The organism is Pedococcus sp. P1_H8 (genome assembly GCF_056405175.1).
In genome coordinates, this window is sequence record NZ_JBFUCP010000007.1 from 22,776 (window position 1) to 46,391 (window position 23,616).

Annotated in this window: 23 protein-coding genes; 15 read left to right on the forward strand and 8 right to left on the reverse strand. The window is 71.4% G+C overall.

The window, feature by feature from the left end; all coding sequences use genetic code 11:
• Positions 1 to 14: 14 nt before the first annotated feature.
• Complete coding sequence (trhA, locus tag AC1DYG_RS11210) at positions 15 to 713, reverse strand: PAQR family membrane homeostasis protein TrhA (protein ID WP_477639946.1); 699 nt, start codon at positions 711 to 713, stop codon at positions 15 to 17.
• Between the two features lie 89 nt (positions 714 to 802).
• Positions 803 to 1,609: a thioesterase family protein gene (locus AC1DYG_RS11215; protein WP_477639947.1), complete on the reverse strand. Its 807-nt coding sequence runs from the start codon at positions 1,607 to 1,609 to the stop codon at positions 803 to 805.
• Between the two features lie 99 nt (positions 1,610 to 1,708).
• Here AC1DYG_RS11215 and AC1DYG_RS11220 point away from each other — a divergent pair, with 99 nt between their 5' ends.
• From AC1DYG_RS11220 to AC1DYG_RS11230, 3 genes are all read left to right on the forward strand, one after another.
• The gene (locus AC1DYG_RS11220) at positions 1,709 to 2,470 is read left to right on the forward strand and encodes an isoprenyl transferase (RefSeq protein ID WP_477639948.1); all 762 of its coding nucleotides are present in this window, start codon (positions 1,709 to 1,711) and stop codon (positions 2,468 to 2,470) included.
• 383 nt (positions 2,471 to 2,853) lie between these two features.
• Positions 2,854 to 4,182, forward strand: a complete 1,329-nt coding sequence (locus AC1DYG_RS11225; RefSeq protein WP_477640262.1) for a PhoH family protein — start codon at positions 2,854 to 2,856, stop codon at positions 4,180 to 4,182.
• Between the two features lie 395 nt (positions 4,183 to 4,577).
• Positions 4,578 to 5,228: an aggregation-promoting factor C-terminal-like domain-containing protein gene (locus AC1DYG_RS11230; protein ID WP_477639949.1), complete on the forward strand. Its 651-nt coding sequence runs from the start codon at positions 4,578 to 4,580 to the stop codon at positions 5,226 to 5,228.
• Positions 5,229 to 5,335: 107 nt separating this feature from the next.
• On the opposite strand, the gene AC1DYG_RS11235 is transcribed toward AC1DYG_RS11230, so the two are convergent.
• Both AC1DYG_RS11235 and coaA read right to left on the reverse strand, forming a co-directional pair.
• Positions 5,336 to 6,760, reverse strand: a complete 1,425-nt coding sequence (locus tag AC1DYG_RS11235; RefSeq protein WP_477640263.1) for a class II fumarate hydratase — start codon at positions 6,758 to 6,760, stop codon at positions 5,336 to 5,338.
• A gap of 71 nt (positions 6,761 to 6,831) precedes the next feature.
• The gene (gene coaA, locus AC1DYG_RS11240) at positions 6,832 to 7,803 is read right to left on the reverse strand and encodes a type I pantothenate kinase (RefSeq protein ID WP_477639950.1); all 972 of its coding nucleotides are present in this window, start codon (positions 7,801 to 7,803) and stop codon (positions 6,832 to 6,834) included.
• A 91-nt stretch (positions 7,804 to 7,894) separates the two neighbouring features.
• Here coaA and glmS point away from each other — a divergent pair, with 91 nt between their 5' ends.
• From glmS to tsaD, 9 genes are all read left to right on the forward strand, one after another.
• The gene (glmS, locus tag AC1DYG_RS11245; RefSeq protein ID WP_477639951.1) at positions 7,895 to 9,754 is read left to right on the forward strand and encodes a glutamine--fructose-6-phosphate transaminase (isomerizing); all 1,860 of its coding nucleotides are present in this window, start codon (positions 7,895 to 7,897) and stop codon (positions 9,752 to 9,754) included.
• 30 nt (positions 9,755 to 9,784) lie between these two features.
• Positions 9,785 to 10,135, forward strand: coding sequence for a holo-ACP synthase (locus AC1DYG_RS11250; protein ID WP_477633092.1), 351 nt, complete (start codon positions 9,785 to 9,787; stop codon positions 10,133 to 10,135).
• 37 nt (positions 10,136 to 10,172) lie between these two features.
• Positions 10,173 to 11,630 (forward strand): bifunctional ADP-dependent NAD(P)H-hydrate dehydratase/NAD(P)H-hydrate epimerase, encoded by a 1,458-nt coding sequence (locus AC1DYG_RS11255; protein WP_477639952.1) that lies wholly within the window; start codon positions 10,173 to 10,175, stop codon positions 11,628 to 11,630.
• A gap of 162 nt (positions 11,631 to 11,792) precedes the next feature.
• Positions 11,793 to 12,971, forward strand: coding sequence for an alanine racemase (alr, locus tag AC1DYG_RS11260; RefSeq protein ID WP_477639953.1), 1,179 nt, complete (start codon positions 11,793 to 11,795; stop codon positions 12,969 to 12,971).
• Entirely contained in the window at positions 12,968 to 14,140 is a 1,173-nt protein-coding gene (locus AC1DYG_RS11265) for an alpha/beta fold hydrolase (protein WP_477639954.1), read from the forward strand. The genes alr and AC1DYG_RS11265 overlap by 4 nt, the downstream gene beginning before the upstream one ends.
• Positions 14,133 to 14,606 (forward strand): tRNA (adenosine(37)-N6)-threonylcarbamoyltransferase complex ATPase subunit type 1 TsaE, encoded by a 474-nt coding sequence (tsaE, locus tag AC1DYG_RS11270; protein ID WP_477639955.1) that lies wholly within the window; start codon positions 14,133 to 14,135, stop codon positions 14,604 to 14,606. The genes AC1DYG_RS11265 and tsaE overlap by 8 nt, the downstream gene beginning before the upstream one ends.
• Positions 14,606 to 15,262, forward strand: coding sequence for a tRNA (adenosine(37)-N6)-threonylcarbamoyltransferase complex dimerization subunit type 1 TsaB (gene tsaB / locus AC1DYG_RS11275; protein ID WP_477639956.1), 657 nt, complete (start codon positions 14,606 to 14,608; stop codon positions 15,260 to 15,262). The genes tsaE and tsaB overlap by 1 nt, the downstream gene beginning before the upstream one ends.
• On the forward strand, positions 15,259 to 15,711 hold the full coding sequence (rimI, locus tag AC1DYG_RS11280; RefSeq protein WP_477639957.1) for a ribosomal protein S18-alanine N-acetyltransferase: 453 nt from the start codon (positions 15,259 to 15,261) through the stop codon (positions 15,709 to 15,711). The genes tsaB and rimI overlap by 4 nt, the downstream gene beginning before the upstream one ends.
• Positions 15,708 to 16,757: a tRNA (adenosine(37)-N6)-threonylcarbamoyltransferase complex transferase subunit TsaD gene (gene tsaD / locus AC1DYG_RS11285; RefSeq protein WP_477639958.1), complete on the forward strand. Its 1,050-nt coding sequence runs from the start codon at positions 15,708 to 15,710 to the stop codon at positions 16,755 to 16,757. Before rimI ends, tsaD begins: the two co-directional genes overlap by 4 nt.
• Positions 16,758 to 16,763: 6 nt before the next feature.
• On the opposite strand, the gene AC1DYG_RS11290 is transcribed toward tsaD, so the two are convergent.
• Complete coding sequence (locus tag AC1DYG_RS11290) at positions 16,764 to 18,014, reverse strand: glycoside hydrolase family 3 N-terminal domain-containing protein (protein WP_477639959.1); 1,251 nt, start codon at positions 18,012 to 18,014, stop codon at positions 16,764 to 16,766.
• Positions 18,015 to 18,096: 82 nt separating this feature from the next.
• Here AC1DYG_RS11290 and AC1DYG_RS11295 point away from each other — a divergent pair, with 82 nt between their 5' ends.
• Positions 18,097 to 19,080: a nucleoside hydrolase gene (locus tag AC1DYG_RS11295; RefSeq protein WP_477639960.1), complete on the forward strand. Its 984-nt coding sequence runs from the start codon at positions 18,097 to 18,099 to the stop codon at positions 19,078 to 19,080.
• Positions 19,080 to 19,919: a ribokinase gene (locus tag AC1DYG_RS11300; protein WP_477639961.1), complete on the forward strand. Its 840-nt coding sequence runs from the start codon at positions 19,080 to 19,082 to the stop codon at positions 19,917 to 19,919. Before AC1DYG_RS11295 ends, AC1DYG_RS11300 begins: the two co-directional genes overlap by 1 nt.
• On the opposite strand, the gene AC1DYG_RS11305 is transcribed toward AC1DYG_RS11300, so the two are convergent.
• The 3 genes from AC1DYG_RS11305 to AC1DYG_RS11315 form a co-directional block, all read right to left on the reverse strand.
• Entirely contained in the window at positions 19,916 to 20,623 is a 708-nt protein-coding gene (locus AC1DYG_RS11305; RefSeq protein WP_477639962.1) for a VldE C-terminal domain-containing protein, read from the reverse strand. The two genes, AC1DYG_RS11300 and AC1DYG_RS11305, sit on opposite strands and share 4 nt — an antisense overlap.
• Positions 20,624 to 20,785: 162 nt before the next feature.
• Positions 20,786 to 22,018: a class I SAM-dependent methyltransferase gene (locus AC1DYG_RS11310; protein WP_477639963.1), complete on the reverse strand. Its 1,233-nt coding sequence runs from the start codon at positions 22,016 to 22,018 to the stop codon at positions 20,786 to 20,788.
• A gap of 115 nt (positions 22,019 to 22,133) precedes the next feature.
• Positions 22,134 to 22,937, reverse strand: a complete 804-nt coding sequence (locus AC1DYG_RS11315) for a GNAT family N-acetyltransferase (RefSeq protein WP_477640264.1) — start codon at positions 22,935 to 22,937, stop codon at positions 22,134 to 22,136.
• Positions 22,938 to 23,314: 377 nt separating this feature from the next.
• On the opposite strand from AC1DYG_RS11315, the gene groES reads away from it, so the two are divergent.
• Entirely contained in the window at positions 23,315 to 23,608 is a 294-nt protein-coding gene (gene groES, locus AC1DYG_RS11320) for a co-chaperone GroES (protein WP_056916628.1), read from the forward strand.
• The last annotated feature ends 8 nt before the right edge of the window (positions 23,609 to 23,616 follow it).

A 23,616-nucleotide genomic window follows, 5' to 3' on the forward strand; every position in this document is an offset into this window, starting at 1 on the left:
AGGCGGCCTGTGGGTCAGGAAGGCGAGCCGGCGCCGTAGACCGTCATGGACGCTGCGATGTAGTGCACCGTGAACGCGGCGACGGTCAGGGTGTGGAAGATCTCGTGGAACCCGAACCAGCGCGGTGACGGGTTCGGCCGCTTGATGCCGTAGACGAGGGCGCCCACGGTGTAGAGCAGGCCGCCGACGGCGATCAGGGTGACGATGGCCGGGCCGCCGAACTTGAGCAACGGGCCGAGGTAAAAGACTGCGACCCACCCGAGGGCGACGTAGACCGGGGTGTAGAGCCAGCGGGGGGCGCCGACCCAGAAGACGCGGAACAGCACGCCGGCGATGGCGCCGCTCCACACGATGATCAGCATGGTCCGGGCGTCGTCCCGGGGCAGCAGCAGCGTGAAGGGCGTGTAGGTGCCCGCGATGATCAGGAAGATGTTGGAGTGGTCCATCCGCTTCAGGATGCCGGCGACCTTCGGCGACCAGTTCCCGCGGTGGTAGACCGCAGAGGTGCCGAACAGGAGCCAGGCGGTGACGCTGAAGACCGCGGCGGCGATGCGCGCGGGAGTCGTGGGGGCCAAGGCGATCAGGACGATGCCTGCCGCGAGGGCGAGGGGGACCATGCCGGCGTGCAGCCAGCCGCGCAGGTGCGGCTTCACCGCAGCGACGACTGACTCGATGGGTCCCTGCTGAGAGCGAGGGGCGGGTGCCGTAGTCATGCCACCACTGTAACCTACGGTCGCGTAGGTTACCTGAGCGTAGGTTGTGAGGCTGGCCTCATCGAGGGGCTCGGAGTCTGGTCGGTCCGTCACTTCCGTACCGCTGGTCGCACCAGTAGCGCCTGCGCCGTTCGCCCCACGAAGCCGTGCTCGTCGAACACCTCTGCCTGCGCGAAGCCTGCGGCACCACCACCCAGCGTGGTCTCGGCCCGCAGGCCGATCCACTCCCCATCCGGCTCCCGGACCAGGTGGCCGGTCAGCTCGGTGTTCATGAACTGCCAGTCGCGGATGTCCAGCGCGGCGCTGGCCCCCGAGGCCGAGTCGACGCACACGAGGAGCCGCTGCAGCGGTGACAGCGGCTCATCGGGCACGAGGGTCACCCGCGGACGCATCCAGACGCTGGCAGGTCCGGGCTGCGCGAAGGCGCCCTCGACCCAGGACCACTCGATCGCGTCGAGGTAGCCGGCGTGCCAGCCAGGCGGCCGACCCAGCGTGACGCCCTCGGCAGGGCCTGGAGGCAGGGCGGGCAACCCCGCCACCGGCCCCGACTCCACGCGCGGCACCAGCCACATGGCCGCCCGCGCCACAGCACGCGACGTGGCCAGGTCGACGAGCTCGCACTCCACCAGCTCGACGGACCGCCCCGGCCGCATCACGCGAGCAATGACCCGCAGCCGCGCCACGGGCACCGGTCCGAGCAGGTCGCAGGTCACCCGGGCGACCACCCGCGACCCGTCGCCCAGCCGCTGCGCCTCGCGCGCCATCAGCGCCATGGGCGGCCCGCCGTGCTGGGCCTCGGCGGACCACGGCCCCGCGGTGTGGGGCGTGGCGGTCACGGTGCTGCTTCCCACTGCCGTCTCGTCGAGCTGGTAGAAGGATCCGGGCGCGGGCGACATGGTCGCCATCCTGCCTGACCGCGCGGGGCGCACGGGGGTAGCGTGGTGCGTTGGGACCGAGTGGGTCGTGTGCAGTTCGGGAGAAGGCGAGGAGTGACCGTGGCGTTGTCCGACCTCCTGTATGCCGCGTACGAGCGGCGACTGAGCCGTCGCCTCTCCCGGGAGACCCTTCCCCGGCACGTCGGCGTGATGCTGGACGGCAACCGCCGGTGGGCCAAGGCCCGCGGCCACGGCACCAAGGAAGGCCACCAGGCCGGGGCCGACAACATCGCGGGGTTCCTGGACTGGTGCGACGAGGCGCGCGTCGAGGTGGTCACCCTGTGGCTGCTCTCCACCGACAACCTCAGCCGGCCGGCGGCGGAGGTCGTCCCCCTGCTGTCGATCATCGAGAACACCGTGAGCGACCTGGCCCAGACCAAGCGCTGGGTGATCAACCCGGTCGGGTCGTTGGACCTGCTGCCCGCCGAGACCGCACGCCGCCTCAAGGAGAGCGCCGACCTCACCGAGGGCGTCAAGGGTATGACGGTCAACGTCGCCGTCGGATACGGCGGACGCCAGGAGATCACCGACGCGGTCCGGTCGATGCTCGTCGCGCACGCCGCGAACGGCACCACGATCGAGGAGCTCGCCGAGACGCTCCAGGTCGAGCACATCGCCGAGCACCTCTACACGAAGGGCCAGCCCGATCCCGACCTCGTCATCCGCACCTCGGGTGAGCAGCGGCTGTCCGGGTTCCTGCTGTGGCAGAGCGCGCACAGCGAGTTCTACTTCTGCGAGGCCTACTGGCCCGACTTCCGGCACGTCGACTTCCTCCGCGCGCTGCGCGCCTACGCCGACCGCAACAGAAGGTTCGGCAACTAGCCGAGCTCCACGGCATACCAACTCCTGAGACGCGCATCGGGCCAACGGGCCAACTCTGGACGACATGCGACGACATGCGGCGTGGTTGCGTCGCGCGGGCCGGACACGGTCGTACCGTCCGTAGTGACGCGGGGCACCCGTCCCACGTTCGGGGAGGCCGACCTATGGAGCAGATCCAGCTCCGTGCGGAGGGCCGGAACCGGCTCCACCGCAGTGGGAGAGCCTGGTCCCGGCACGTCGTTCGCGAGTAGGCGCATCGCGCCGAGCGCGCGCTGTGCCAAGGAGAGACATTGGCCTCGAACCACGACATCACCCGTCGTACCTCCTCCAGCTCATCGCCGCGCACCGCCAGCACCCCTGCTGGCGCCGGAGCCTCTCGCGCCATGCCGGTGCCGAAGGTGAAGGGCAAGCCCCAGGCGCCCGCGTTCCGGACGTTCGTGCTCGACACCTCGGTCCTCCTGTCCGACCCGCGCGCCATGCTGCGGTTCAAGGAGCACGAAGTCGTGCTGCCGGTCGTGGTCGTCACCGAGCTCGAGGCCAAGCGGCACCACCCGGAGCTGGGGTACTTCGCGCGTCAGGCGCTGCGGCTGCTCGACGACCTGCGGATGAGTGAGGGACGGCTCGATGCCCCCGTGTCGGTGGGCGACGACGGTGGCACCCTGCGCGTCGAGCTCAACCACACGGACCCGAGCTCACTGCCGGCCGGCTTCCGGCTGGGGGACAACGACACCCGGATCCTGTCGGTCGCCAAGAACCTGTCCGACGAGGGCTTCGCCGTCACCGTCGTCAGCAAGGACCTGCCCATGCGGGTCAAGGCGTCGGCCGTCGGCCTCGAGGCGGAGGAGTACCGCGCCGAGCTGGCGATCGACTCCGGCTGGACCGGCATGGCCGAGCTCGACGTGACGACCGTGGAGATGGATGCCCTGTACGAGCACGGCCGCATCGAGAACGCCGCGGCCGCCGAGATGCCCTGCCACACCGGCCTGGTCCTGCTCTCGCCGCGGGGAAGCGGTCTGGGGCGGGTCGGCGCCGACAAGCAGATCCGGCTGGTGCGCGGCGACCGCGACGCGTTCGGGCTGCACGGCCGCAGCGCGGAGCAGCGCATCGCCCTCGACATCCTGCTCGACCCGGACGTGGGCATCGTCTCGCTCGGTGGGCGGGCCGGCACCGGCAAGTCCGCGCTGGCGCTGTGCGCCGGCATCGAGGCGGTCATGGAGCGACGCCAGCACCGCAAGGTGGTCGTCTTCCGGCCCCTGTATGCCGTGGGTGGCCAGGAGCTGGGCTACCTCCCCGGCTCCGAGTCCGAGAAGATGGGTCCGTGGGCCCAGGCGGTGTTCGACACCCTGGGCGCCCTGGTCTCCCACGAGGTCGTCGAGGAGATCATGGACCGCGGGATGCTCGAGGTCCTGCCGCTGACCCACATCCGGGGTCGTTCCCTGCACGACGCGTTCGTGATCGTCGACGAGGCGCAGAGCCTGGAGCGCAACGTGCTGCTCACCGTGCTCTCGCGCATCGGCCAGAACTCACGAGTGGTGCTGACGCACGACGTCGCCCAGCGGGACAACCTGCGGGTCGGGCGGCACGACGGGGTGGCAGCCGTGATCGAGGCCCTCAAGGGGCACCCGTTGTTCGCCCACGTCACCCTCACCCGCAGCGAGCGCAGTCCGATTGCGGCCCTGGTGACCGACCTGCTCGAGGGCCTGGAGGTCTGACCGAGGCGCTGCCGATGTGTCCGGAGGCACATCGCCCTGCTCACAGGGCGGTGTGCCTCCCCCAAAAGGATGAATCTGCTGTCACACCCGTCACAAGGGCCCCAATGGTATGGAGGCGATTGGAGTTCGTCTTCCAAGGTCGGGTAAAGTCTCGGTTTCATAACGTGCCGGGACGCCGTCTTTGTGTCTACGCAGCCTGTGGGGCTGCGCAGGGTTGGGCGACTTGGCAAAGACATCCCCCCGGCACCGATTGAGGCCACCACGTACGCGGTGGCCTTTCCTTTGGAGGAAACCGTATGAGTCAGCCCTACCAGGGTCGGCACCGCCATGGTGCGGCCCACGGCAGGAAAGCCTCTCGACCCTCCGCCCTCACCAAGGCAATCCGTCGTCCCGCCGTGACCTCGAGCGTGCTGCTGGCGGTCATCGCCACGACCGCCGCCGGTTACCAGGCCTCGGACCAGCGCCAGACCGGCGCTGCCGCGTTCACCGTCAGCACCGAGGCGATCGCCCAGGCGAACGAGCTCGCCGATGCCCAGATCGAGGACACCGCGCGGCTGGCCGCTGACCGCAACGAGACCAACGCCAGCATCGCCGCTGCGCAGGAGAAGGACCGCATCGCCGCGATCGCCGCGGCCCAGGCCGTCGCCACCGCGCGCCGCGAAGCCGCCGAGAAGGTTGCCCGCGAGAAGGCTCGCAAGGCGCTCGAGGCCAAGAAGCAGGCCATCCTCGAGAACGCCCAGAACGACCCCCGCGCCGCCGCTCGCGCGCTGCTCCCCGAGTTCGGTTTCGACCAGAGCCAGTGGAGCTGCCTGGACAGCCTCTGGATGGGCGAGAGCGGGTGGAACTACAAGGCCACGAACTCCTCGTCCGGCGCCTACGGCATCCCGCAGTCGCTGCCGGCCTCCAAGATGGCCACCGTCGGCGCGGACTACCTGACCAACCCGGCCACCCAGATCCGCTGGGGCCTGCAGTACATCAAGAGCTCCTACGGCACGCCGTGCGGCGCGTTGGACTTCTGGCAGAGCCGCTCACCGCACTGGTACTGAGCAGCCACGCTCCAGACTGACTCCGAGATCCCAGCTCTCGGCCTTCCCACCGCCCGGGGAGCCCGAGAGCTGGGATCTCGTCTCGGTTCGGTCGGCGCAGGCTGGGGTCAGCGGGGCGGGCGGGTCATGGCCAGCACGTCGAGCGCCTCGTCGAGCTGCTGCTCGGTGAGCTCGCCGCTGGCCACGTGGCCCCGCTCGATGACGACCTCGCGGATGGAGCGACGCTCCTTGATCGACTGCTTGGCCACGGCGGCAGCGGCCTCGTAGCCGATGTAGCGGTTCAGCGGGGTGACGATCGACGGCGACCCCTCGGCCAGGTCCTTGGCGCGCTCGACGTCGGCCTCGATGCCTGCCACGCAGCGGTCGGCGAGCAGTCGGGACGTCGCAGCCAGCAGCGAGGCGGACTCGAGGATGTTGCGCGCCATGACGGGCAGCATGACGTTGAGCTCGAAGGCGCCCGAGGCTCCGGCGAGTGTGATGGCCGTGTCGTTGCCGATGACCTGGGCGCAGGCCATCAAGGTGGCCTCGGGCAGCACCGGGTTGACCTTGCCGGGCATGATGCTCGACCCGGGCTGCAGGTCGGGCAGGTGGATCTCTCCGAGCCCCGACCGCGGGCCGGAGGACATCCAGCGCAGGTCGTTGCAGATCTTGGTCAGGCTCACGGCGACGACCTTGAGCGCCCCGCTGAGCTCGACGACGGCATCCTGCGCGGACTGCGCCTCGAAGTGGTCGGCGGCCTCGCGGAAGACCACCCCGGTCCGGGTGCTCACCCGCTCGATGACGGCCGGCGCGAACCCCGGAGCCGCGTTCAGCCCGGTCCCGGCAGCCGTGCCGCCCAGGGGTAGCTCGGCTGTTGCCCGTGCCGCTGCGACGACGCGTTCGGCGCCCAGCTCGACCTGCCGCGCATAGCCGCCGAACTCCTGTCCGAGCGTCACCGGCACCGCGTCCATCAGGTGAGTGCGGCCGGCCTTGACGACGTCGACGAACTGGATCTCCTTGGCCCGCAACGCTTCTGCGAGGTGCAGCAGACTGGGAGCGAGGTCGCGGTGCACGGCGAGGGTGGCCGCGATGCGCAGCGCGCTCGGGAACGTGTCGTTGCTCGACTGCCCGGCGTTGACGTGGTCGTTGGGGTGCACGGCGTCGCCGGTCGCCAGGTGCGCGATCCGGGCGACGACCTCGTTGACGTTCATGTTGGTCGACGTGCCCGACCCCGTCTGGAAGACGTCGATCGGGAACTGGTCGTCGTGCCCTCCCTGTGCCACCTCGGAGGCCGCGGCAGCGATGGCCTGGGCCATGGCGGGGTCGACCACCCCGAGCTCGGCGTTGACCTCTGCGGCGGCGGCCTTGAGCAGCGCGAGGGCGTGGATCACCCCGGCCGGCACGGGCTGGCCCGAGATCGGGAAGTTCTCGACCGCCCGCGCGGTCTGGGCGCCCCACAGCGCGTCGGCGGGTACCTCCACGTCTCCCATCGAGTCGTGCTCGGTGCGTGTGGCAGCGGCGGTGGGGTGCTCGCGGTCGGAAGCGGACGGCATACCCCCATCATGCGCGGAGCGGGGGACGGAGGCGAGGTATGCCGCGTGGCGGGCCACGCGACAGACGGCACCTAGAGCTTGCGGAGACGGATGCGACGCACGCTGTGGTCCTTGCCCTTGGCGAGCACCAAGGTGGCCCTGCTGCGGGTGGGCAGCACGTTCTCGCGCAGGTTGACCTCGTTGATCTCCCGCCAGATGCGCGCGGCGGTGTCGCGGGCCTGCTCGTCGGACAGGACGGCGTAGCGGTGGAAGTAGGAATGGGGATCGGCGAAGGCCGTCTCGCGCAGCCGCAGGAACCGCTCGACGTACCACTGCCGGATGTCGTCGAGGTGGGCGTCGACGTAGACCGAGAAGTCGAAGAAGTCGCTCACGGCCAGGCCGGTGCGGCCGTCCTCCTGCAGCCGCGGCGCCTGCAGCACGTTGAGCCCCTCCACGATGAGCACGTCGGGCTGGCGCACGACGACCCTCTCGCCGGGGACGATGTCATAGGTCAGGTGGGAGTAGACCGGCGCGCTGACCTCGGCCTTGCCGGACTTGACCTCCGCCACGAACCGCAGCAGGGCTCGACGGTTGTAGGACTCGGGAAAACCCTTGCGCTGCAGCAGGTGTCGACGCTCCAACTCTGCGTTGGGGTAGAGGAACCCGTCGGTGGTGATGAGCTCGACCTCCGGTGTCCCCGGCCAGCGGGACAGCAGCTCCTTGAGCAGGCGCGCGGTCGTGGACTTCCCCACGGCGACCGACCCGGCGACCCCGATGACGAAGGGCGTCTTCGCAGGGCTCTCGCCGAGGAAGTCGCCCGTGATCCGGTGCAGCCCGGCCGTCGCGCCGACGTAGAAGTTGAGCAGTCTCGACAGGGGGAGGTAGACCTCCTCGACCTCGGCGAGGTCGACCCGCTCGCCCAGTCCCTGGACCCGGCTCACGTCGTCGGCGTCGAGGTTGAGCGGCTGGTTCTCCCGCAGTCGGGCCCAGGCGGCACGGTCCAGCTCGACGTAGGGCGAGGGGAGGGCGCCGTTGCCGTTCGCGGGGTGGCTCACGGGCGCCATTCTTGCTCACCGAGGGCACGCCCCGGCCCGGCGTCCGCGCACAGGCCTGCTGATGGCGTGCCGGAGGCGGTCGACGGTTAGGCTGCCTCCCATGTGCGGAATCGTCGGATACGTCGGCCCGAACGCGGACGGCAAAGCGCTGGACGTCGTCATGGAGGGCCTGGCCCGCCTGGAGTACCGCGGGTACGACTCGGCGGGGGTCGCCCTCGTCACCACCGACGGGGTCTCGAGCGAGAAGCGCGCCGGCAAGCTGGTCAACCTCCAGGAGGCTCTCGACGCCGACCACCTCCCTGGAGCGACGACCGGCATCGGTCACACCCGCTGGGCGACGCACGGCGGTCCGACCGACCAGAACGCCCACCCGCACCGGGCCGGTCAGGACGGCAAGCTCGCCCTCATCCACAACGGCATCATCGAGAACTTCCACCAGCTCAAGAGCGCCCTCCTCGCCGACGGTGCGGTCTTCGAGAGCGAGACCGACACCGAGGTGGCAGCCCACCTCGTGGCCCGCGAGTACGCCACCACCGGTGACCTCACCGAGGCCATGCAGAACGTCGTGAACCGCCTGGAGGGCGCGTTCACGCTGCTGGCGGTGCACGCCGACAGCCCCGGCGTCGTCGTCGGAGCCCGCCGCAACAGCCCGCTCGTGGTGGGGCTGGGCGAGGGCGAGAACTTCCTCGGCTCGGACGTCGCGGCCTTCATCGGACACACCCGCCACGCCCTCGAGCTCGGTCAGGACCAGATCGTCACGATCACCCCCGACTCCTACTCGGTGATCGGCTTCGACGGCACGCCGGCCGAGGGCAAGCACTACGAGGTCACCTGGGACGCCGCCGCCGCCGAGAAGGGCGGCTACGCGACGTTCATGGAGAAGGAGATCTACGACCAGCCGCACGCCGTCGGCGACACCCTGCTGGGTCGCACCGACATCGACGGTCGGCTCGTGCTCGACGACATGTCGATCACCGAGGACCAGCTGCGGAACGTCGACCGGATCACGATCGTGGCCTGCGGCACCGCGGCCTACGCCGGCATGGTCGCCAAGTACGCCATCGAGCACTGGACCCGGATCCCCGTCGAGGTCTCCCTCGCCCACGAGTTCCGCTACAGCGACCCCATCGCCACCGAACGCACCCTGGTCGTCTCGATCAGCCAGTCCGGCGAGACGATGGACACCCTGATGGCGGTCAAGCACGCCCACGAGCTCGGCGCGCTGACCCTCTCCATCTGCAACACCCACGGTTCGACCATCCCGCGCGAGTCCGACGCGGTGCTCTACACGCACGCCGGTCCCGAGATCGCGGTCGCCTCGACCAAGGCCTTCCTCGCCCAGATCACCGCCTGCTACATCCTCGGCCTCTACCTCGCCCAGCTGCGTGGCGGCACCTTCGCCGACGACGCGCAGTCGGTGATGAAGGAGCTCCACGAGATCCCGGCCAAGCTCGAGGACCTGCTCGGCCGGATGGACCGGGTCAAGGAGATCGCCCGGTTCATGGCCGACACCCGCTCGGTGCTCTTCCTCGGCCGCAACGTCGGCTTCCCGGTCGCCCTGGAGGGCGCGCTCAAGCTCAAGGAGCTCGCCTACATCCACGCCGAGGGATTCGCCGCGGGTGAGCTCAAGCACGGCCCCATCGCGCTCATCGAGGCCGGGCAGCCGGTCTTCATCGTGGTCCCCGGCCCGGGCACCCCGCACGAGCTGCACAAGAAGGTCGTCTCCAACATCCAGGAGATCCGCGCCCGCGGCGCGCGCACCATCGTGGTCGCCGAGGACGGCGACGAGGACGTGGTGCCCTTCGCCGACGAGGTCATCCGGGTGCCCGCGACGTCGCCGCTGCTCGCGCCGCTGCTGACCGTCGTGCCGCTCCAGGTCTTCGCGCTGCACCTGTCCTCGGCCAAGGGCCTCGACGTCGACCAGCCCCGCAACCTCGCCAAGAGCGTCACCGTCGAGTGAGCGACCATCGAGTGAGCGGGCACTGATCCGGTGATCGTCGGAGTCGGGATCGACGTCGTCGACGTCGAGCGTTTCGGGCAGACGCTCGAACGCACGCCCGGCCTGCTCGACCGCCTCTTCACCGACGAGGAGCGCTCCCTGCCGCTCAACTCGCTCGCCGCGCGGTTCGCCGCCAAGGAGGCGCTGGCCAAGGCGCTCGGCGCGCCGGTCGGCCTCCAGTGGCACGACGCGACGGTGCGACGCGGTGACGACGGCCGCCCGCACCTGCAGATCACCGGCACCGTCGAAGCCCGCGCCGAGGCCCTGGGAGTGCACGCGATGCACATCTCGCTGTCCCACGATGCGGGGATCGCCTCGGCCGTCGTCATCGCGGAAGGCTGAGCTGTGCTGAGGGCGGGCCCGTGCTGAGGGAGTCGGCGTGCTGAGGGCGTGGTCCGCGCTGCGCGTCCGCGCGGCCGAGGAGGCGTTGATGGGAGAGCTCCCCGAGGGCGAGCTCATGGCGCGTGCCGCCGCAGGGCTCGCCGAGGTGTGCCGCGCCCGCCTGAAAGCCTCCAGGGGCACCCGCGTCGTTGTCTTCGCGGGGCCGGGCAACAACGGCGCAGATGCCTTGTATGCCGCGGCCCACCTTGCGGAGGACGGTTACCACTGCCTTGCGCTGCAAGGGAACTGGCCGTTGGCCATCGGCGACTCGGCATCGTGGCTGGCGGCCGCCGTGACGGTCGTGGCAGCGGACGGCGAGTGGGCGGTCCCGCTCGCCGATGCTGACCTCGTGATCGACGGACTGCTGGGGATCGGAGGTCGGCCAGGCCTGCCGGAGGCGGCCGTGGCGTGGGTCGACGCCATCCCCGAGTCGGCCTACGTCGTCAGCGTCGACCTCCCGTCGGGTCAGGACCCGGCAGGCGAAAGTGCCTCGGACACAGGGGTTTTCGCCGATGAGACGGTGACCTTCGGAGTGGCCAAGCCGGTGCACCTGCTCCCTGCGACCGAGGCTGCCGTGGGTCGGCTCACAGTCATCGACATCGGACTCGACGTGGACGGACCCCCCGACGTCGAACGCCTCGACTTCGCCGACGTGCGGCGCCTGTGGCCCGTCCCCACGTCCACCGACGACAAGTACTCGCGCGGCGTCCTCGGGGTGGTTGCGGGCGGCGAGGACTACACCGGGGCGGCAATCCTGTGCTGCGCGGCCGCAGTCGGTGCCGGCCTGGGCATGTTGCGCTACGTCGGCACCCCCACGCCGACCGGCCTGGTCCGGGCGGCGATCCCCGAGGCCGTGCACGGCGAGGGGCGGGTGCAGGCCTGGGTGGTCGGACCCGGCCTCGACACTGCCTCCCGGGCCGCGGGCAGCAAGGCCCAGCTCGACGTCGCCCGTGCCGCCCTGGGCTCCGACCTGCCGGTGCTCGTCGACGCCGGCGGTCTCGACCTCGTCGACGGGCGACGCGACGGCCCGACGCTGCTCACCCCGCATGCGGGCGAGCTGGCCCGGTTGCTCACCCGGCTGGAAGGCTCCGAGACCACGCGTGACGCGGTTCAGTCGGACCCGCTCGGCCAGGCGCGTCGCGCGGCCGACCTCACCGGGGCCACCGTCCTGCTCAAGGGGGCCACCACGCTCGTCGTCCCGCCCGCGGCGTCGGGTCTGCCGGTGCGCTCGCAGAACGAGGCGCCCGCGTGGCTCGCGACGGCCGGGGCCGGGGACGTGCTGGCCGGAGTCTGCGGCGCCCTGCTCGCCTCGGGGCTGACCCCGCTCGACGCGGGCAGCCTGGGCGCCCTCGTGCACGGTGTGTCTGCCGACCGGGCCAATCCGGGAGGCCCGGTGCGCGCGCTCGCCGTCGCCCACGGCATACCCGCGACCGTCGCGCACCTGCTCACGCGCTGACTGCAGGGATCTCATACAAATGGCAAGTTAGCGCCGGGTCGGGCGGCGCTAACTCGCCTTTTGCATGAGGAAGCGACGCCCCAGCCGGTGAACTCCCGCGCGCCACCCCCCGACGCACCTGCTCACGCGCTGACTCCCACGCTCGTGAAAGACTGGGCGGCGATGAGCGACACCACGAGCAGCACCCCCCCAGCCCCGGCCCCGCCGGGGCTGCCCGCGTGCGCCCAGGTGGACCTGTCCGCGATCAGCGCCAACGTCGCGGCCCTCAAGAGGTTGGCCGGCAGCGCCGAGGTGATGGCGGTGGTCAAGGCCGACGCCTACGGCCATGGCCTGGTGCCCAGCGCCCGGGCCGCCCTGCGCGGCGGAGCCACCTGGCTCGGCGTGGCCCAGCTGCCCGAGGCCGTCGAGCTGCGTCGCGCCGGGATCGACGCGCCGCTGCTGTCGTGGCTGCACGTGCCGGGTCAGGACTTCGTCGAAGCCGTCGAGCTCGGCGTCGACCTCGGCGTGTCCACGACCTGGGCCCTCGACCAGGTGCTCCGCGTTGCAACCGATACCGGGCGAACGGCGCGGGTCCACCTCAAGGTGGACACCGGCCTCGGTCGCAACGGCGCCTGGGACTCCGATCTCGACGACCTGCTGGCCACGCTGGCATCCGCCCAGGCGGAGCGCGCCGTGGAGTTCGTGGGGCTGTTCAGCCACTTCGCCTATGCCGACGCCCCGCAGCACCCGACGGTCCGGGCCCAGCAGGAGCGGTTCGAGGGAATCGTCGCCCAGGCGGAGCGCGCCGGCCTGACGCCCCAGGTGAGGCACCTCGCCAACTCGGCCGCCACGCTCACCAACCCGTCCGCCCACTACGACCTCGTGCGGCCGGGAGTCTCCGTCTACGGCCTCTCGCCCGTCCCCGACCTGGGGGCGCCCGAGGACTTCGGCCTGCGTGAGGCCATGCGGCTGGTCGCCCGCCTGTCCAGCGTCAAGGATTCCCCTGCGGGACAAGGCGTTTCCTACGGCCACGTCTACACCACCACCCAGGACACCAAGCTCGGTCTGGTGCCGATGGGCTACAGCGACGGCGTGCCGCGGCACGCCACCAGCGTCGGCCCGGTGCAGGTGGGCGGCCGCAGGTATGCCGTGGCGGGACGGGTCTGCATGGACCAGTTCGTCCTCGACCTGGGTCCCGACAGCAGTGCGGAGGCAGGGGACGAGGCCATCCTGTTCGGCGTCGGCGCTGCCGGGGAGCCGACCGCGCAGGACTGGGCCGCGGCGATCGACACGATCAACTACGAGATCGTCACGCGTGTCGGTGCGAGGGTGCCGCGGGTCTACCTCGGGGGTGAACAGTGAGCCCCACCAACCGCAGCCTCGCCGGTCTCGGGATCGGGCTGGCTGCCGCCGGAGTCGCCACCGCGGCCGGCATCGCGGCGGGCCGGGTCAGCAAGGAGCGCCACGCGCGCCTGTCCGTGCTGGCTCCCGTCGGCGCCTACGCCCACACGCCTGACAAGGAGCTCGTGGTCGTCGCGGACGACGGCGTGCCCCTGCACGTCGAGATCGACGAGCCGGCGGCCGACGCCGCGGGTCCCGACAAGCCGACGGTCGTCTTCTCCCACGGCTTCTGCCTCAGCCTCGAGAGCTGGGTCCTGCAGCGCAAGGCCCTGGTCCGCGACGGCCACCGCGTGGTCGCGTGGGACCAGCGCGGGCACGGGCGCTCCGGGCGCGGCAGCGAGGCGTCCTGCGACATCGACCAGCTCGGCCGCGACCTGCACCGGGTCATCGAGGAGGCGGCGCCCGAGGGCCAGCTCGTTCTCATCGGTCACTCGATGGGTGGCATGACGACGATGGCGCTCGCCGACCAGCACCCCGACCTGATCCGTGACCGGGTCGTCGCGACGGCGTTCGTCGCGACCAGCGCGGGTGGCGCCCAGCTGGTGTCGCTCGGCTTCGGCCAGTACTTCGGCAAGCTCGTGGGCCGCTTCGGTCCGGGCGTCCTCGACCGCCTCTCGTCGCGGCCCGGGCTGGTCCGGACCGCCCTGCGCGCCGGCCGCGACATCGAGGAGTTCCTCGTCGAGCGGTGGAGCTTCGCGTCACCGGTGCCGCCCATCGCGGTCCGGCTGACCGCCGACATGATCTTCGGGACCCCGCTCGATGTGATGGCGGACTTCCTGCCGACCTTCGACGAGCACGACAAGCGCGACGCGCTCGTGCACTTCCACGGCGTGGAGGTGTTGGTGCTCAACGGAGTTCACGACGTGCTCACCCCTCCTGACCACAGCGAGGAGATCGTCCGACTCATCCCGGGCGCCGAGCACGTGGTGATCGAGGAGGCCGGGCACATCATCATGCTCGAGCACCCCGAGGTGCTGAACGAGCAGTTCGAGGGCCTCATCGAGCGCGGGATGCGCGCTGCGGCCGAAGGCATCGAGGTCGCGCGCAAGCCGCGGGTCCGGCGCACGGTCACCGACCTGGCCAAGCGTCGCCGCGTCGCGAGGGCGCGACGCGGGCAGAGCCGTGCCTGACCTCGTCAGCCCCGACCTGCCCACCGCCGAGGACACCCGGGCCTGGGGCGTCCGGCTGGGGCAGGTCCTGCATGCGGGGGACCTCGTCGTCCTGACCGGCGGGCTCGGCGCGGGCAAGACGACGCTGACCCAGGGCCTCGCCGAGGGAGTGGGGGTGCGGGGCCCGATCACCTCGCCGACCTTCGTCATCGCCCGCGTCCATCCGTCGCTGGTCGGGGGTCCAGCGCTCGTGCACGTCGACGCCTACCGTCTGGGCGGCTTCGCCGAGCTCGACGACCTCGACCTCGACACGGCGCTGGAGGACTCCGTCACGGTCGTCGAGTGGGGTCACGGCCTGGCCGAGGACCTGGCCGAGGACCGCATCGAGGTCACCCTGTCCGGCGAGGACACCCGCCGCGTCCGCGTCGAGACCCACGGCATCCGGTGGGCCGACGCCGACCTCTCCGCGCTCGGTGGGGTCGCCTGATGCTCATCCTGGCCATCGACACGTCGACGACGGCGATCACGGTCGGTCTGCACGGTGGCGACCACGCGGTGACCGCGACGGTCCTGGACGCGCGCGGGCACACGGAACGCCTCGCCCCCCTCATGCAGCAGTGCTTCGACTCGACCGGCGCCAGGCCTGCCGACGTCACCGACGTGGTGGTCGGCACCGGTCCTGGCCCGTTCACCGGCTTGCGCGTCGGCATCACGACGGGGCTCGTCTTCGCCCACGCCCGCGCGGTCGCGGTCCACGGTGTCTGCAGCCTCGACGTGCTCGCCAGGGCCGCGGCCGGACGGGTGGGCGACGGTGCGCTCCTCGTCGCCACGGACGCCCGCCGCAAGGAGGTCTACTGGGCCCGGTATGCCGTGCAGGCAGGCCGCGCGACGCGCGTCACCGACCCGGCGGTGGACCGCCCGGCGGACCTGCCGGAAGCCCTGCGCGCGTTGCCGACGGCCGGTCGCGGGCCGGTGCTCTACCCGGACCTCTTCGAGCGACCCGTCGACGTGCTCGACGTGGACGCCGGAGTCCTCGCGGGCGCTGCCCGCGAAGGGATCGAGAACGGCTGGCCGATGCCGGTCGAACCCCTCTACCTGCGACGGCCCGACGCCCTCACGACTGCAGAGCGGGCGAAGCCGTGAGGGACCTGCGGTGGACCGACATCGAGGCGGTGACCGACATCGAGCACGACTTGTTCCCCAAGGACGCCTGGTCGCCGGGGAGCCTCTGGTCCGAGCTCGCTGCGCGCCCCCGACGTTCCTACGTCGTCGAGGAGGATGGCGAGGGAGCGGTCGTCGGCTATGCCGGAGTCGACCTCGGCGGTGAGGTGGCGGATGTGATGACCATGGCCGTCGCGCCCCGCGCCCAGGGTCGCGGCCTCGGCCGCCGGCTCCTCGAGGAGCTGGTGTCGCGGGCGCAGGCCGACCACGCGGCATACCTCATGCTGGAGGTGCGCGCCGACAACGGACCGGCCCGAAAGCTCTATGAGTCAAGGGGATTCGAGATCTTGACCGTCCGACGACGCTACTACCAGCCGGGTGACGTGGATGCCCACGTGATGCGACTGACCCTCCAGGAGGTGGCGCGGTGAGTGCCGACCAGCCGCTCGTGCTCGGACTCGAGACGTCCTGTGACGAGACAGGCGTGGGCATCGTGCGGGGCGAGACGTTGCTCGTCGACGCGATCGCCAGCAGTGTCGACGAGCACGCGAGGTTCGGCGGCGTGGTCCCCGAGGTGGCCAGCCGCGCCCACCTCGAGGCGATGGTCCCGACGATCGAACGTGCCACGCGCGAGGCGGGCGTCAGGCTCGCCGACCTCGACGCGATCGCGGTGACGTCGGGGCCCGGCCTGGCCGGGGCGCTCATGGTGGGCGTCGCCGCCGCCAAGTCGCTGGCGGTCGCGCTGGGGGTCCCGCTCTACGGCGTCAACCACCTTGCGTCCCACGTCGCCGTCGACATCGTCGAGCACGGCCCGCTGCCCGAGCCCACCCTGGCCATGCTCGTCTCGGGTGGGCACTCGTCACTGCTGCTCGTGCCCGACGTCACCCACGACATCCAATCGTTGGGGTCCACGATCGACGACGCTGCGGGCGAGGCGTTCGACAAGGTCGCGCGGGTGCTGGGACTGCCCTTCCCCGGCGGGCCGCACATCGACCGGATGGCGCGGGAGGGCGACCGGCTCGCGATCGACTTCCCGCGGGGGCTGACGACAGGGCGCGACATGGAGCGCTACCGGTTCGACTTCTCGTTCTCCGGGCTCAAGACGGCGGTGGCCCGCTGGGTGCAGGCCCGCGAGGCGGCAGGGGAGCCGGTGCCGGTGGCCGATGTCGCCGCGTCCTTCCAGGAGGCTGTCACCGACGTGCTCACCCGCAAGGCAGTCCTGGCCTGCAAGGAGCACGGCGTCAGGAACCTCCAGATCGGTGGCGGGGTGGCGGCCAACAGCCGGCTGCGCGCCATGGCCCAGGAGCGCTGCGACGCGGCGGGCATCATGTTGCGCGTGCCCCGGCCCGGTCTGTGCACCGACAACGGTGCGATGGTCGCCTCGCTGGGCGCGCAGATGGTGCTCAAGGGACGGGCGCCCTCCGACCTGGGGCTGCCTGCGGACTCCTCGATGCCGGTGACGCAGATCCAGTCGTAGAGCCGCTCAGCTGCACTTCACGAGGCCGAGGTCGGCCTTCAGGTCGAGCACTCTCGCCGCCGCGGCATCCACCTGGGCCGCGAAGGTCGGGCTGGCAGCCCGCTTGGCGGCAATCGCCCTGAGCATGGCGGGTGCCTGCGAGGCCCTGGCGGTCAGGACGATGTCGCCACCGGCCGCGATGAACCGGGTGGCGCGTTGGCCCACGGGGACCGCAGACACCGCCTTGGCGGCACCCACGTCGTCAGTGATCACGACGCCCGTGAAGCCCATCGTGTCGCGCAGCAGTCCCGTGACCACGGCCTTGGAGAACATCGCCGCGTTGTCAGGGTCCAGCCTGGGGTATCGAGCCGAGGAGACCATGACGATCGGCGCGTGGGCGGCGATCCCTGCCGCGAACGGGGCGAGGTAGGGATCGTCGGCGTCGGTCGTGTGGTCGGTGACGCCACTGCTCGTCACGTCGGTGTTGCCGGTGACGCGACCCAGTCCGGGGAAGTGCTTGAGGGTCGGCGCGATGCCGGCGGCGAGGGTCCCGCGGACGAAGGCCGCGGCATACGTCGCGTTGGTGGTCGGCGAACCGGGGGCGAAGTCGCGGCGGTAGCGTCCGATCGGCTGGTTGGCTGCGCCCAGCGACGAGGGCACGGTGTCCGCCACCGGCGCCAGGTTGACGTTCACGCCGGCGGCCGCGAGCTCGCGGGACCACTCCTCGACGTTCTGCTCCTCGCGGGCAACGCTGGAGGTGGCTTGGGTGCGGGCCGAAGGCATCCGGGTGAACCCGGGACCGCGCAGCTGTTGGACCTGCCCACCCTCCTGGTCGGCGGCCACCAACAGCCCGTGCGCGGCAGCAGTCCGCAGTCGCGTGGAGATGGTGGCCATGGATTCGGCCCCGCCGGACCATCCACCGAGGTAGATCACCCCGCCCAGCCGCTGCCTCTTGATCTGGGCGGCGAGCGCGCGGGAGCTGCCGGTCGGCTGGAGCCCGACCATGAGCAGCTGACCGGCCCGTTGGGCCGCGGTCATCGCCGCCGCGAGCTGCTCGCCACAGGTGGGGGCAGGGGTGGACGTGCTCGAGGAGCTCGATGAGGTCGAGCTCGTGCCCGATCCGGCTGAGGACCCGCCGGACCCAGTGGACCCGGGGGAGCCGGTCGAACCGGTGGACCCTGCTGGGCCTCCGGTGTTGCAGCCTGCGCTCGCCAGGAGCGCCGCGACCGCCAGGCCGACCAGGAGGAGGCGGGCGTGGCGCGCCGGATGAGCAGTCACGCACGGAACCTACCCCGCCTCCGCGGCCGCGACGAAACCCCGCACCGGACCGCCACCAACCCGCCTCTGGCAGGATCGCCACATGGCCATTCCTGTCGTCCTGGACGTCGACACCGGGGTCGACGACGCCTGCGCACTGCTGCTCGCAGCCCTGCATCCGGCGCTCGACCTGCGTGCCGTGACGTGCGTGGGGGGCAATGCGGCGGTGGACGCCGTCGTGGCCAACACCCTCACGGTGCTCGACGCGGCCGGGCGCCCCGACATCCCGGTGGCCAGGGGTGCCGAACGCCCGTTGCTGGAGGACCCGGTCGACGCCAGGCACGTGCACGGCCAGGACGGGATGGGCGACCTCGACTGGGCCAGGTCCGAACGCCGCGCCGACTCACGCCATGCAGTCGAGCTGCTCCGTGACGTGCTCCTGGAGGCTGCCGGCCACACCGACGACGCCCACCGGGTCACGCTCGTCCCACTCGGACCGCTCACCAACATCGCCCTCCTCCTGCGCACTTATCCCAGTGTTGCCAAGGGAATTCGCGAGATCGTCTTCATGGGCGGGGCGGTCCAGGTCGGCAATGCGACGGCCTCCGCCGAGTTCAACGTCTTCCACGACCCGGAGGCCGCTGCGGTGGTGCTCGATGCCTGTGCCGAGCTCGACATCCCGGTCACGATGTACGGCCTGGATGTCTTCTACGCGCCGCGGATCACCCTCGAGACCGCTCGCACCCTGGCGGCACCGGGCGGTCACGACGCGGCAGAGCTGGCCGGGCGCCTCATCGAGTTCCAGTGCGAGCGGTTCGGGTCCGCGGACGCGACGATCGGTGACGCCGGGGCCGTCTGCGCCGTCCTGGAACCTGCCGGGGTGCGCCGCGAGCGGCTCCCGGTGCGCGTCGAGCTCGCCGGCACCTGGTCTCGGGGGCGCACGATCGTCGACTCACGGGACTGGTCCGGAGGTCTGGCCCACGACCCGCACGGCCCGGCCCGGTCCACCCTCGACGTCTGCCTCGAGGTGGACGCCCAGCGCTACGCGACCCTGTGGCTCGACACCGTCAGCGGGGGGATGCGCTGATGGGGCTCGTGGTCGTCCTCGGCTCGCTCAACGCCGACCTCGTCGCCGCGGTCGAGCGGCACCCCAGTCCCGGCGAGACCGTCCTCGCCGACGGCCCACTGCACCGGTACGCGGGGGGCAAGGGCGGGAACCAGGCCGTCGCAGCCGCCGCAGCCGGCGCGCTCGTGCGGCTGGTCGGGGCGGTCGGGTCGGACGAGGCAGGCCGGGCCTACCTGCGCCGGCTCTCGTCCCGCGGCATCGACGTCTCCGGAGTCCGCATCGTCGAGGCCAGTCCCACCGGCCAGGCCTGGATCACCGTCGACGACGGGGGCGAGAACTCCATCGTCGTGATCCCCGGCGCCAATGCCCATGTCACCGCCGACGACCTGCCGGAGCACCTGGCCGACCTCGGACCGGGCGACGTCCTGCTGGTCCAGCTCGAAGTGCCCCTTCGGACGGTCGCGGCTGCCGCGCGCGCCGCCCACGGGCGCGGGGCGCGCGTGGTCGTCAACGCCGCACCGTATGCCGCCCTGCCGCGCGATGTCGTGGCCCTCGCCGACCCGCTCGTCGTCAACGAGCACGAGGCCCTCCAGCTGGCCGACAGCGATGCCGCGCCCACCTCGGTGCTGGTGACCTTCGGCGCAGCCGGGTGCAGCTGGGACGGGGAGCGGTCCGACGGCATACCCGTGGACGAGGCGGACGTCGTGGACACCACCGGTGCCGGCGACGCGTTCTGTGGGGCGCTGGCGGCGGCCCTGGCCCGCGGTGCCACCCGCGAGGAGGCGGTCAGGGCGGCGAGTGAGGCGGGAGCGGCGGCGGTGCAGCACCGCGGTGCGCAGCGGGACCCGGAACTGTCCTAGAGGACCGAGACGTGCACGTGGTCGTAGTGGTTGGCCGTGGGGCTGCCACGGTCAGCCATGCCCTGCCATGGGCCGCCGGGGTACCAGATGCGCTGACGCCAGATGAGGTACTTGATGTTCAGCGCTCCGGCGTTGGCCTGCAGGAAGCTGGCGATCTCGTTGCCCTCGGTCGTGCTGCACATGATGTCGACGGCGTGACCGGTGCCGTGGTCTCCCGGGTCGCCCGCACGGTAACCGCCGAACTGCCCGTCGAAGGCGGGGAACTGCTGCTTCACCGCGTTGATGACGGCGATCGCGTTGGGCGTCATGCCGCCGACGTTGGACAGGCCCGCGCGCGAGGTGTTGCGCGAGACGGCGGAGCTGGTGCGGGCCGGCGCCGCCGGCGTGCTGGCCTTGGGGCTCGCGGCCGGGTCGGCCTGCGCGGTGAACCCGATGACGCCGTAGCGAGTGACCCTGGCCGGTGCGGACACGGCCTCGGCTCGCGCCTCGACCGGGGGTCGAACCTGGGCCGACGTCAGCTCGAGGGCCGGGATGGCGGCCGGGGCCGCGAAGGCGGTGGCGACGCCGAGGGCTGAGGCGGCCACGCCGAGACCCTTGAGCGCAGACCGGTGGCTGGGGCGTCGCCACAGGCCCGACAGGATCGCCGTGCGGCGAGTCCTGGTGGCGCGGTGGCGGCCGGAGCCGGTGGTGTGAGGGGAAGGCATCGCCGCCGAGGATACGAGATGGTAACGGCGCAGGGCCAACTCCCGGCGTGTTCGGGCACCGCTTGGCCGGGAGTGCGTTCAGTTGCCTCCAGTTGACTCGCCGGATACGCCCCCGTTCGATCGCAACGCGCCGGCGATCCCCGGCGCGTTGACATCGAACCGTCAGGCGGGTCGGACGATGATCGCCACCTGGTTGCTGCGCACCCTCGTCAGGATCACGATCGCCTCGTTGTGCCCCTTGGCGGGCAGTCTCAGCTGGCGACGCAGCAGGTCCGCGTCGACGCTGACGCCGCGCTTCTTGATGGTCAGCCGGTCGATGCCGTGGTCGCGGAGCCAGCCACGCAGCGCCTTGACGTTGAAGGGCATCGCCTCCACCACGGCATACCGCTTGGCGAAGGGGACGTCGACGGACCGGCTCGACCCGACGTAGCCGACCCCCGCGTCCAGCTCGGCACCGTCGGTCGCGGCCGTCAGCGCTCCCACGAGACCGGCCCGAAGCACCGCCTTGTCGGGTTCGTAGAGCCAGCCGCCCACGGCGGCGAGGTTCTGCAGCGGGGGAGTGCTGCCGTCCCCGTCTGCCTCGGTCACGACCACGGCGGGTCCGGAGGCGCGCAGGAGGGCCGCGGTGCGCCCAGCCGTCCGCACCAGCGGTCCCCACCAGACGACGCACTCGACGACGTCGCCCTCCCACGACGTCCACTGCGCCTCGGCGCCCACGGGAAGTGCCGCGTGCGGGAAGGCAGGGCTGAGCTTGGCCCCGGTCGCCGGCAGCGCGCGGGCGACCTTCTGGACGCTGGTCCAGGAGGGCGAGATCTCGGCGAGGTTGAAGATCCTCCGGGTGCGGCCGCTCACGTCGGCCACGCCGGGCGTGCGCCTTGCCGGGTCGAGCCACGCCCCCACCCCGCGCGCGCCCTCACCAGAGGGCGCGGTGAACTCCTCCACCAGCCCTTGGTATGCCGTGGAGTCCGGCCAGTGCCGCAGGTTCACCGCCGCGATCCCCGCGGTGACCTCGTCGGCGTCGATGGCCCTGACCCGCAGGTCGAGCCCCGCCATCGCCATGGCGTCCGAACCGATGCCGCAGCCGAGGTCGTGCACCGTGTGGATGCCCGCGGCCCGGTAGCGCTGGGCGTGCTGGGCGGCCACCGCCAGCCGGGTCGCCTGTTCGAGCCCGTCGGAGGTGAGCACCATGCCGCGGGCGAACTCGCCAAACTTGTCGTGGGCCTTGGCACGGAGCCGGGCCTGGTTGAGGGCGGCCGCGACGAGGTCAGGGTCGAACCCGGCTGCCCGCAACCGGTGCTGCAGGGCCAGGGCGGCCGCCTCGTCGTAGGGCGGGAGGGACTGCAGCAGACCCCAGCCCTCGCCGGTGGTCAGCCGTCGCAGCAGGGCCAGATCCATGCCGGGCATTCTGTCGTACGCACAGTGCTGACCGTGCCACCCGCGGCGGCGCCAATCCATGCAAAAGGCGAGTTAGCGCCGCCCGTCCGCGGCGCTAACTCGCCTTTTGCATGAGTCAGCGCCGGCGCCATTCGTAGGGCGTGGTCGTGGAGACCTTGAGGAATCCGGAGCGCTCGAGGATCGGCCTGGAGAACTCGGTCGAGTCGCTGTTGATGTAGCGCTTGCCGTGGCGGATGGCCGAGCGTGCCCGGGCAGCGGTCAGGGCACGGTAGATCCCCCGCCCGCGGAACTCGGGTCGCGTCGCGCCGCCCCAGATGCCGGCGAACTCGGTGCCGGCGACGGGCTCGAGACGACCGGCGCTGACGATCTGGCCGTCGTGCTCGGCCACCCACATCTCCATGTCGTCGCGGGTCCGCAGCCGGTGCAGGATCTGGTCCGCATGGTCCCTGGCCTCGTCCTCGTCGTCGCCGAACACCTCGGCCTGCATGGCGCACATGGCCCGGATGTCGCCCTCCTCGGTCACCCGTCGGATGGCGACGCCTGCCGGCAGCTCGACGTCGACGGCGAGCAGCCGGGCCTCGCCGATCATGATCGACTCCGGCTCGTCGGGGGTGAAACCGTGAGCGACGAGAGCCTCGTGGAGGCCGGGGGCGCGGTCGTGGCCTCGTGACTTCCACTCGACCGCGGTGATCTCGGGCATCGCCTCGTAGTGCGCGAGGGCCTGCTCCACGAGCTGGGCGACCGAGTCCCCGGTGGCCGGTCCGGCGTCGGTGTCGAGGGTGCGGTAGGTGATGAAGCCATGCCCGCCCATGAACGTCGCGAGCACGAGCGGACCGAGCCGGGCGGTGGCCAACGACGAGGGCACCTCCCTCTCCTCGCGCAGCTGCTCGTCGTACGCTCGAAGGAGCGCGGCGCAGATGTCGCGGGAGGTTTCGGGGGAGACTTCGGGGGAGGTTTCGGCGGAGGTCTCGGGGGCGTCGGTCACCTGCCTGACCCTGCCGCCCGCAGCACCCGCCCGGCAACTGGTTTGTCGGTCTCCCACCCCTCCCTCGTCCGCTGGTGGCGAACGCGCCGACAAACTCTGGCACTCGAGTTGACCGAGTGCTAACCGCGAGCCTAGATTTGCGTTGGCACTCCGGTTCGCCGAGTGCTAACGCAGCCAGTCGGTCGATCCCCGCGACGGCGACCGCCAGGCCGTGACTGCTCCACCAAAAGCACAGTTGCACCCAGCACCACAGCACGACCTGCACCATCCACCTGTCCATCTTCGACATTCCCGAAGGGGAGGTCATCATCGTGTCGGTTTCCATCAAGCCGCTCGAAGACCGCATCGTCGTCAAGTCCGTCGAGGCCGAGCAGACCACCGCGTCTGGCCTCGTCATCCCGGACACCGCGAAGGAGAAGCCCCAGGAGGGCGAGGTCCTCGCGATCGGTCCCGGCCGGATCGACGACAACGGCAACCGCGTCCCGCTCGACGTCACCGTCGGCGACCGGGTCATCTACAGCAAGTACGGCGGCACCGAGATCAAGCACGGCGGCGAGGAGTACCTCATCCTCTCCGCCCGCGACATCCTCGCCATCGTCGGCTGAGCATCCGC

Coding starts and splice junctions, on each gene's coding strand:
- trhA (WP_477639946.1), bottom strand. CDS start 713: ATGACTACGGCACCCGCCCCTCGCTCTCAGCAGGGACCCATCGAGTCA.
- AC1DYG_RS11215 (WP_477639947.1), bottom strand. CDS start 1,609: ATGTCGCCCGCGCCCGGATCCTTCTACCAGCTCGACGAGACGGCAGTG.
- AC1DYG_RS11225 (WP_477640262.1), top strand. CDS start 2,854: ATGCCGGTGCCGAAGGTGAAGGGCAAGCCCCAGGCGCCCGCGTTCCGG.
- AC1DYG_RS11235 (WP_477640263.1), bottom strand. CDS start 6,760: ATGCCGTCCGCTTCCGACCGCGAGCACCCCACCGCCGCTGCCACACGC.
- coaA (WP_477639950.1), bottom strand. CDS start 7,803: ATGGCGCCCGTGAGCCACCCCGCGAACGGCAACGGCGCCCTCCCCTCG.
- glmS (WP_477639951.1), top strand. CDS start 7,895: ATGTGCGGAATCGTCGGATACGTCGGCCCGAACGCGGACGGCAAAGCG.
- alr (WP_477639953.1), top strand. CDS start 11,793: ATGAGCGACACCACGAGCAGCACCCCCCCAGCCCCGGCCCCGCCGGGG.
- tsaB (WP_477639956.1), top strand. CDS start 14,606: ATGCTCATCCTGGCCATCGACACGTCGACGACGGCGATCACGGTCGGT.
- AC1DYG_RS11295 (WP_477639960.1), top strand. CDS start 18,097: ATGGCCATTCCTGTCGTCCTGGACGTCGACACCGGGGTCGACGACGCC.
- AC1DYG_RS11300 (WP_477639961.1), top strand. CDS start 19,080: ATGGGGCTCGTGGTCGTCCTCGGCTCGCTCAACGCCGACCTCGTCGCC.
- AC1DYG_RS11305 (WP_477639962.1), bottom strand. CDS start 20,623: ATGCCTTCCCCTCACACCACCGGCTCCGGCCGCCACCGCGCCACCAGG.
- AC1DYG_RS11310 (WP_477639963.1), bottom strand. CDS start 22,018: ATGGATCTGGCCCTGCTGCGACGGCTGACCACCGGCGAGGGCTGGGGT.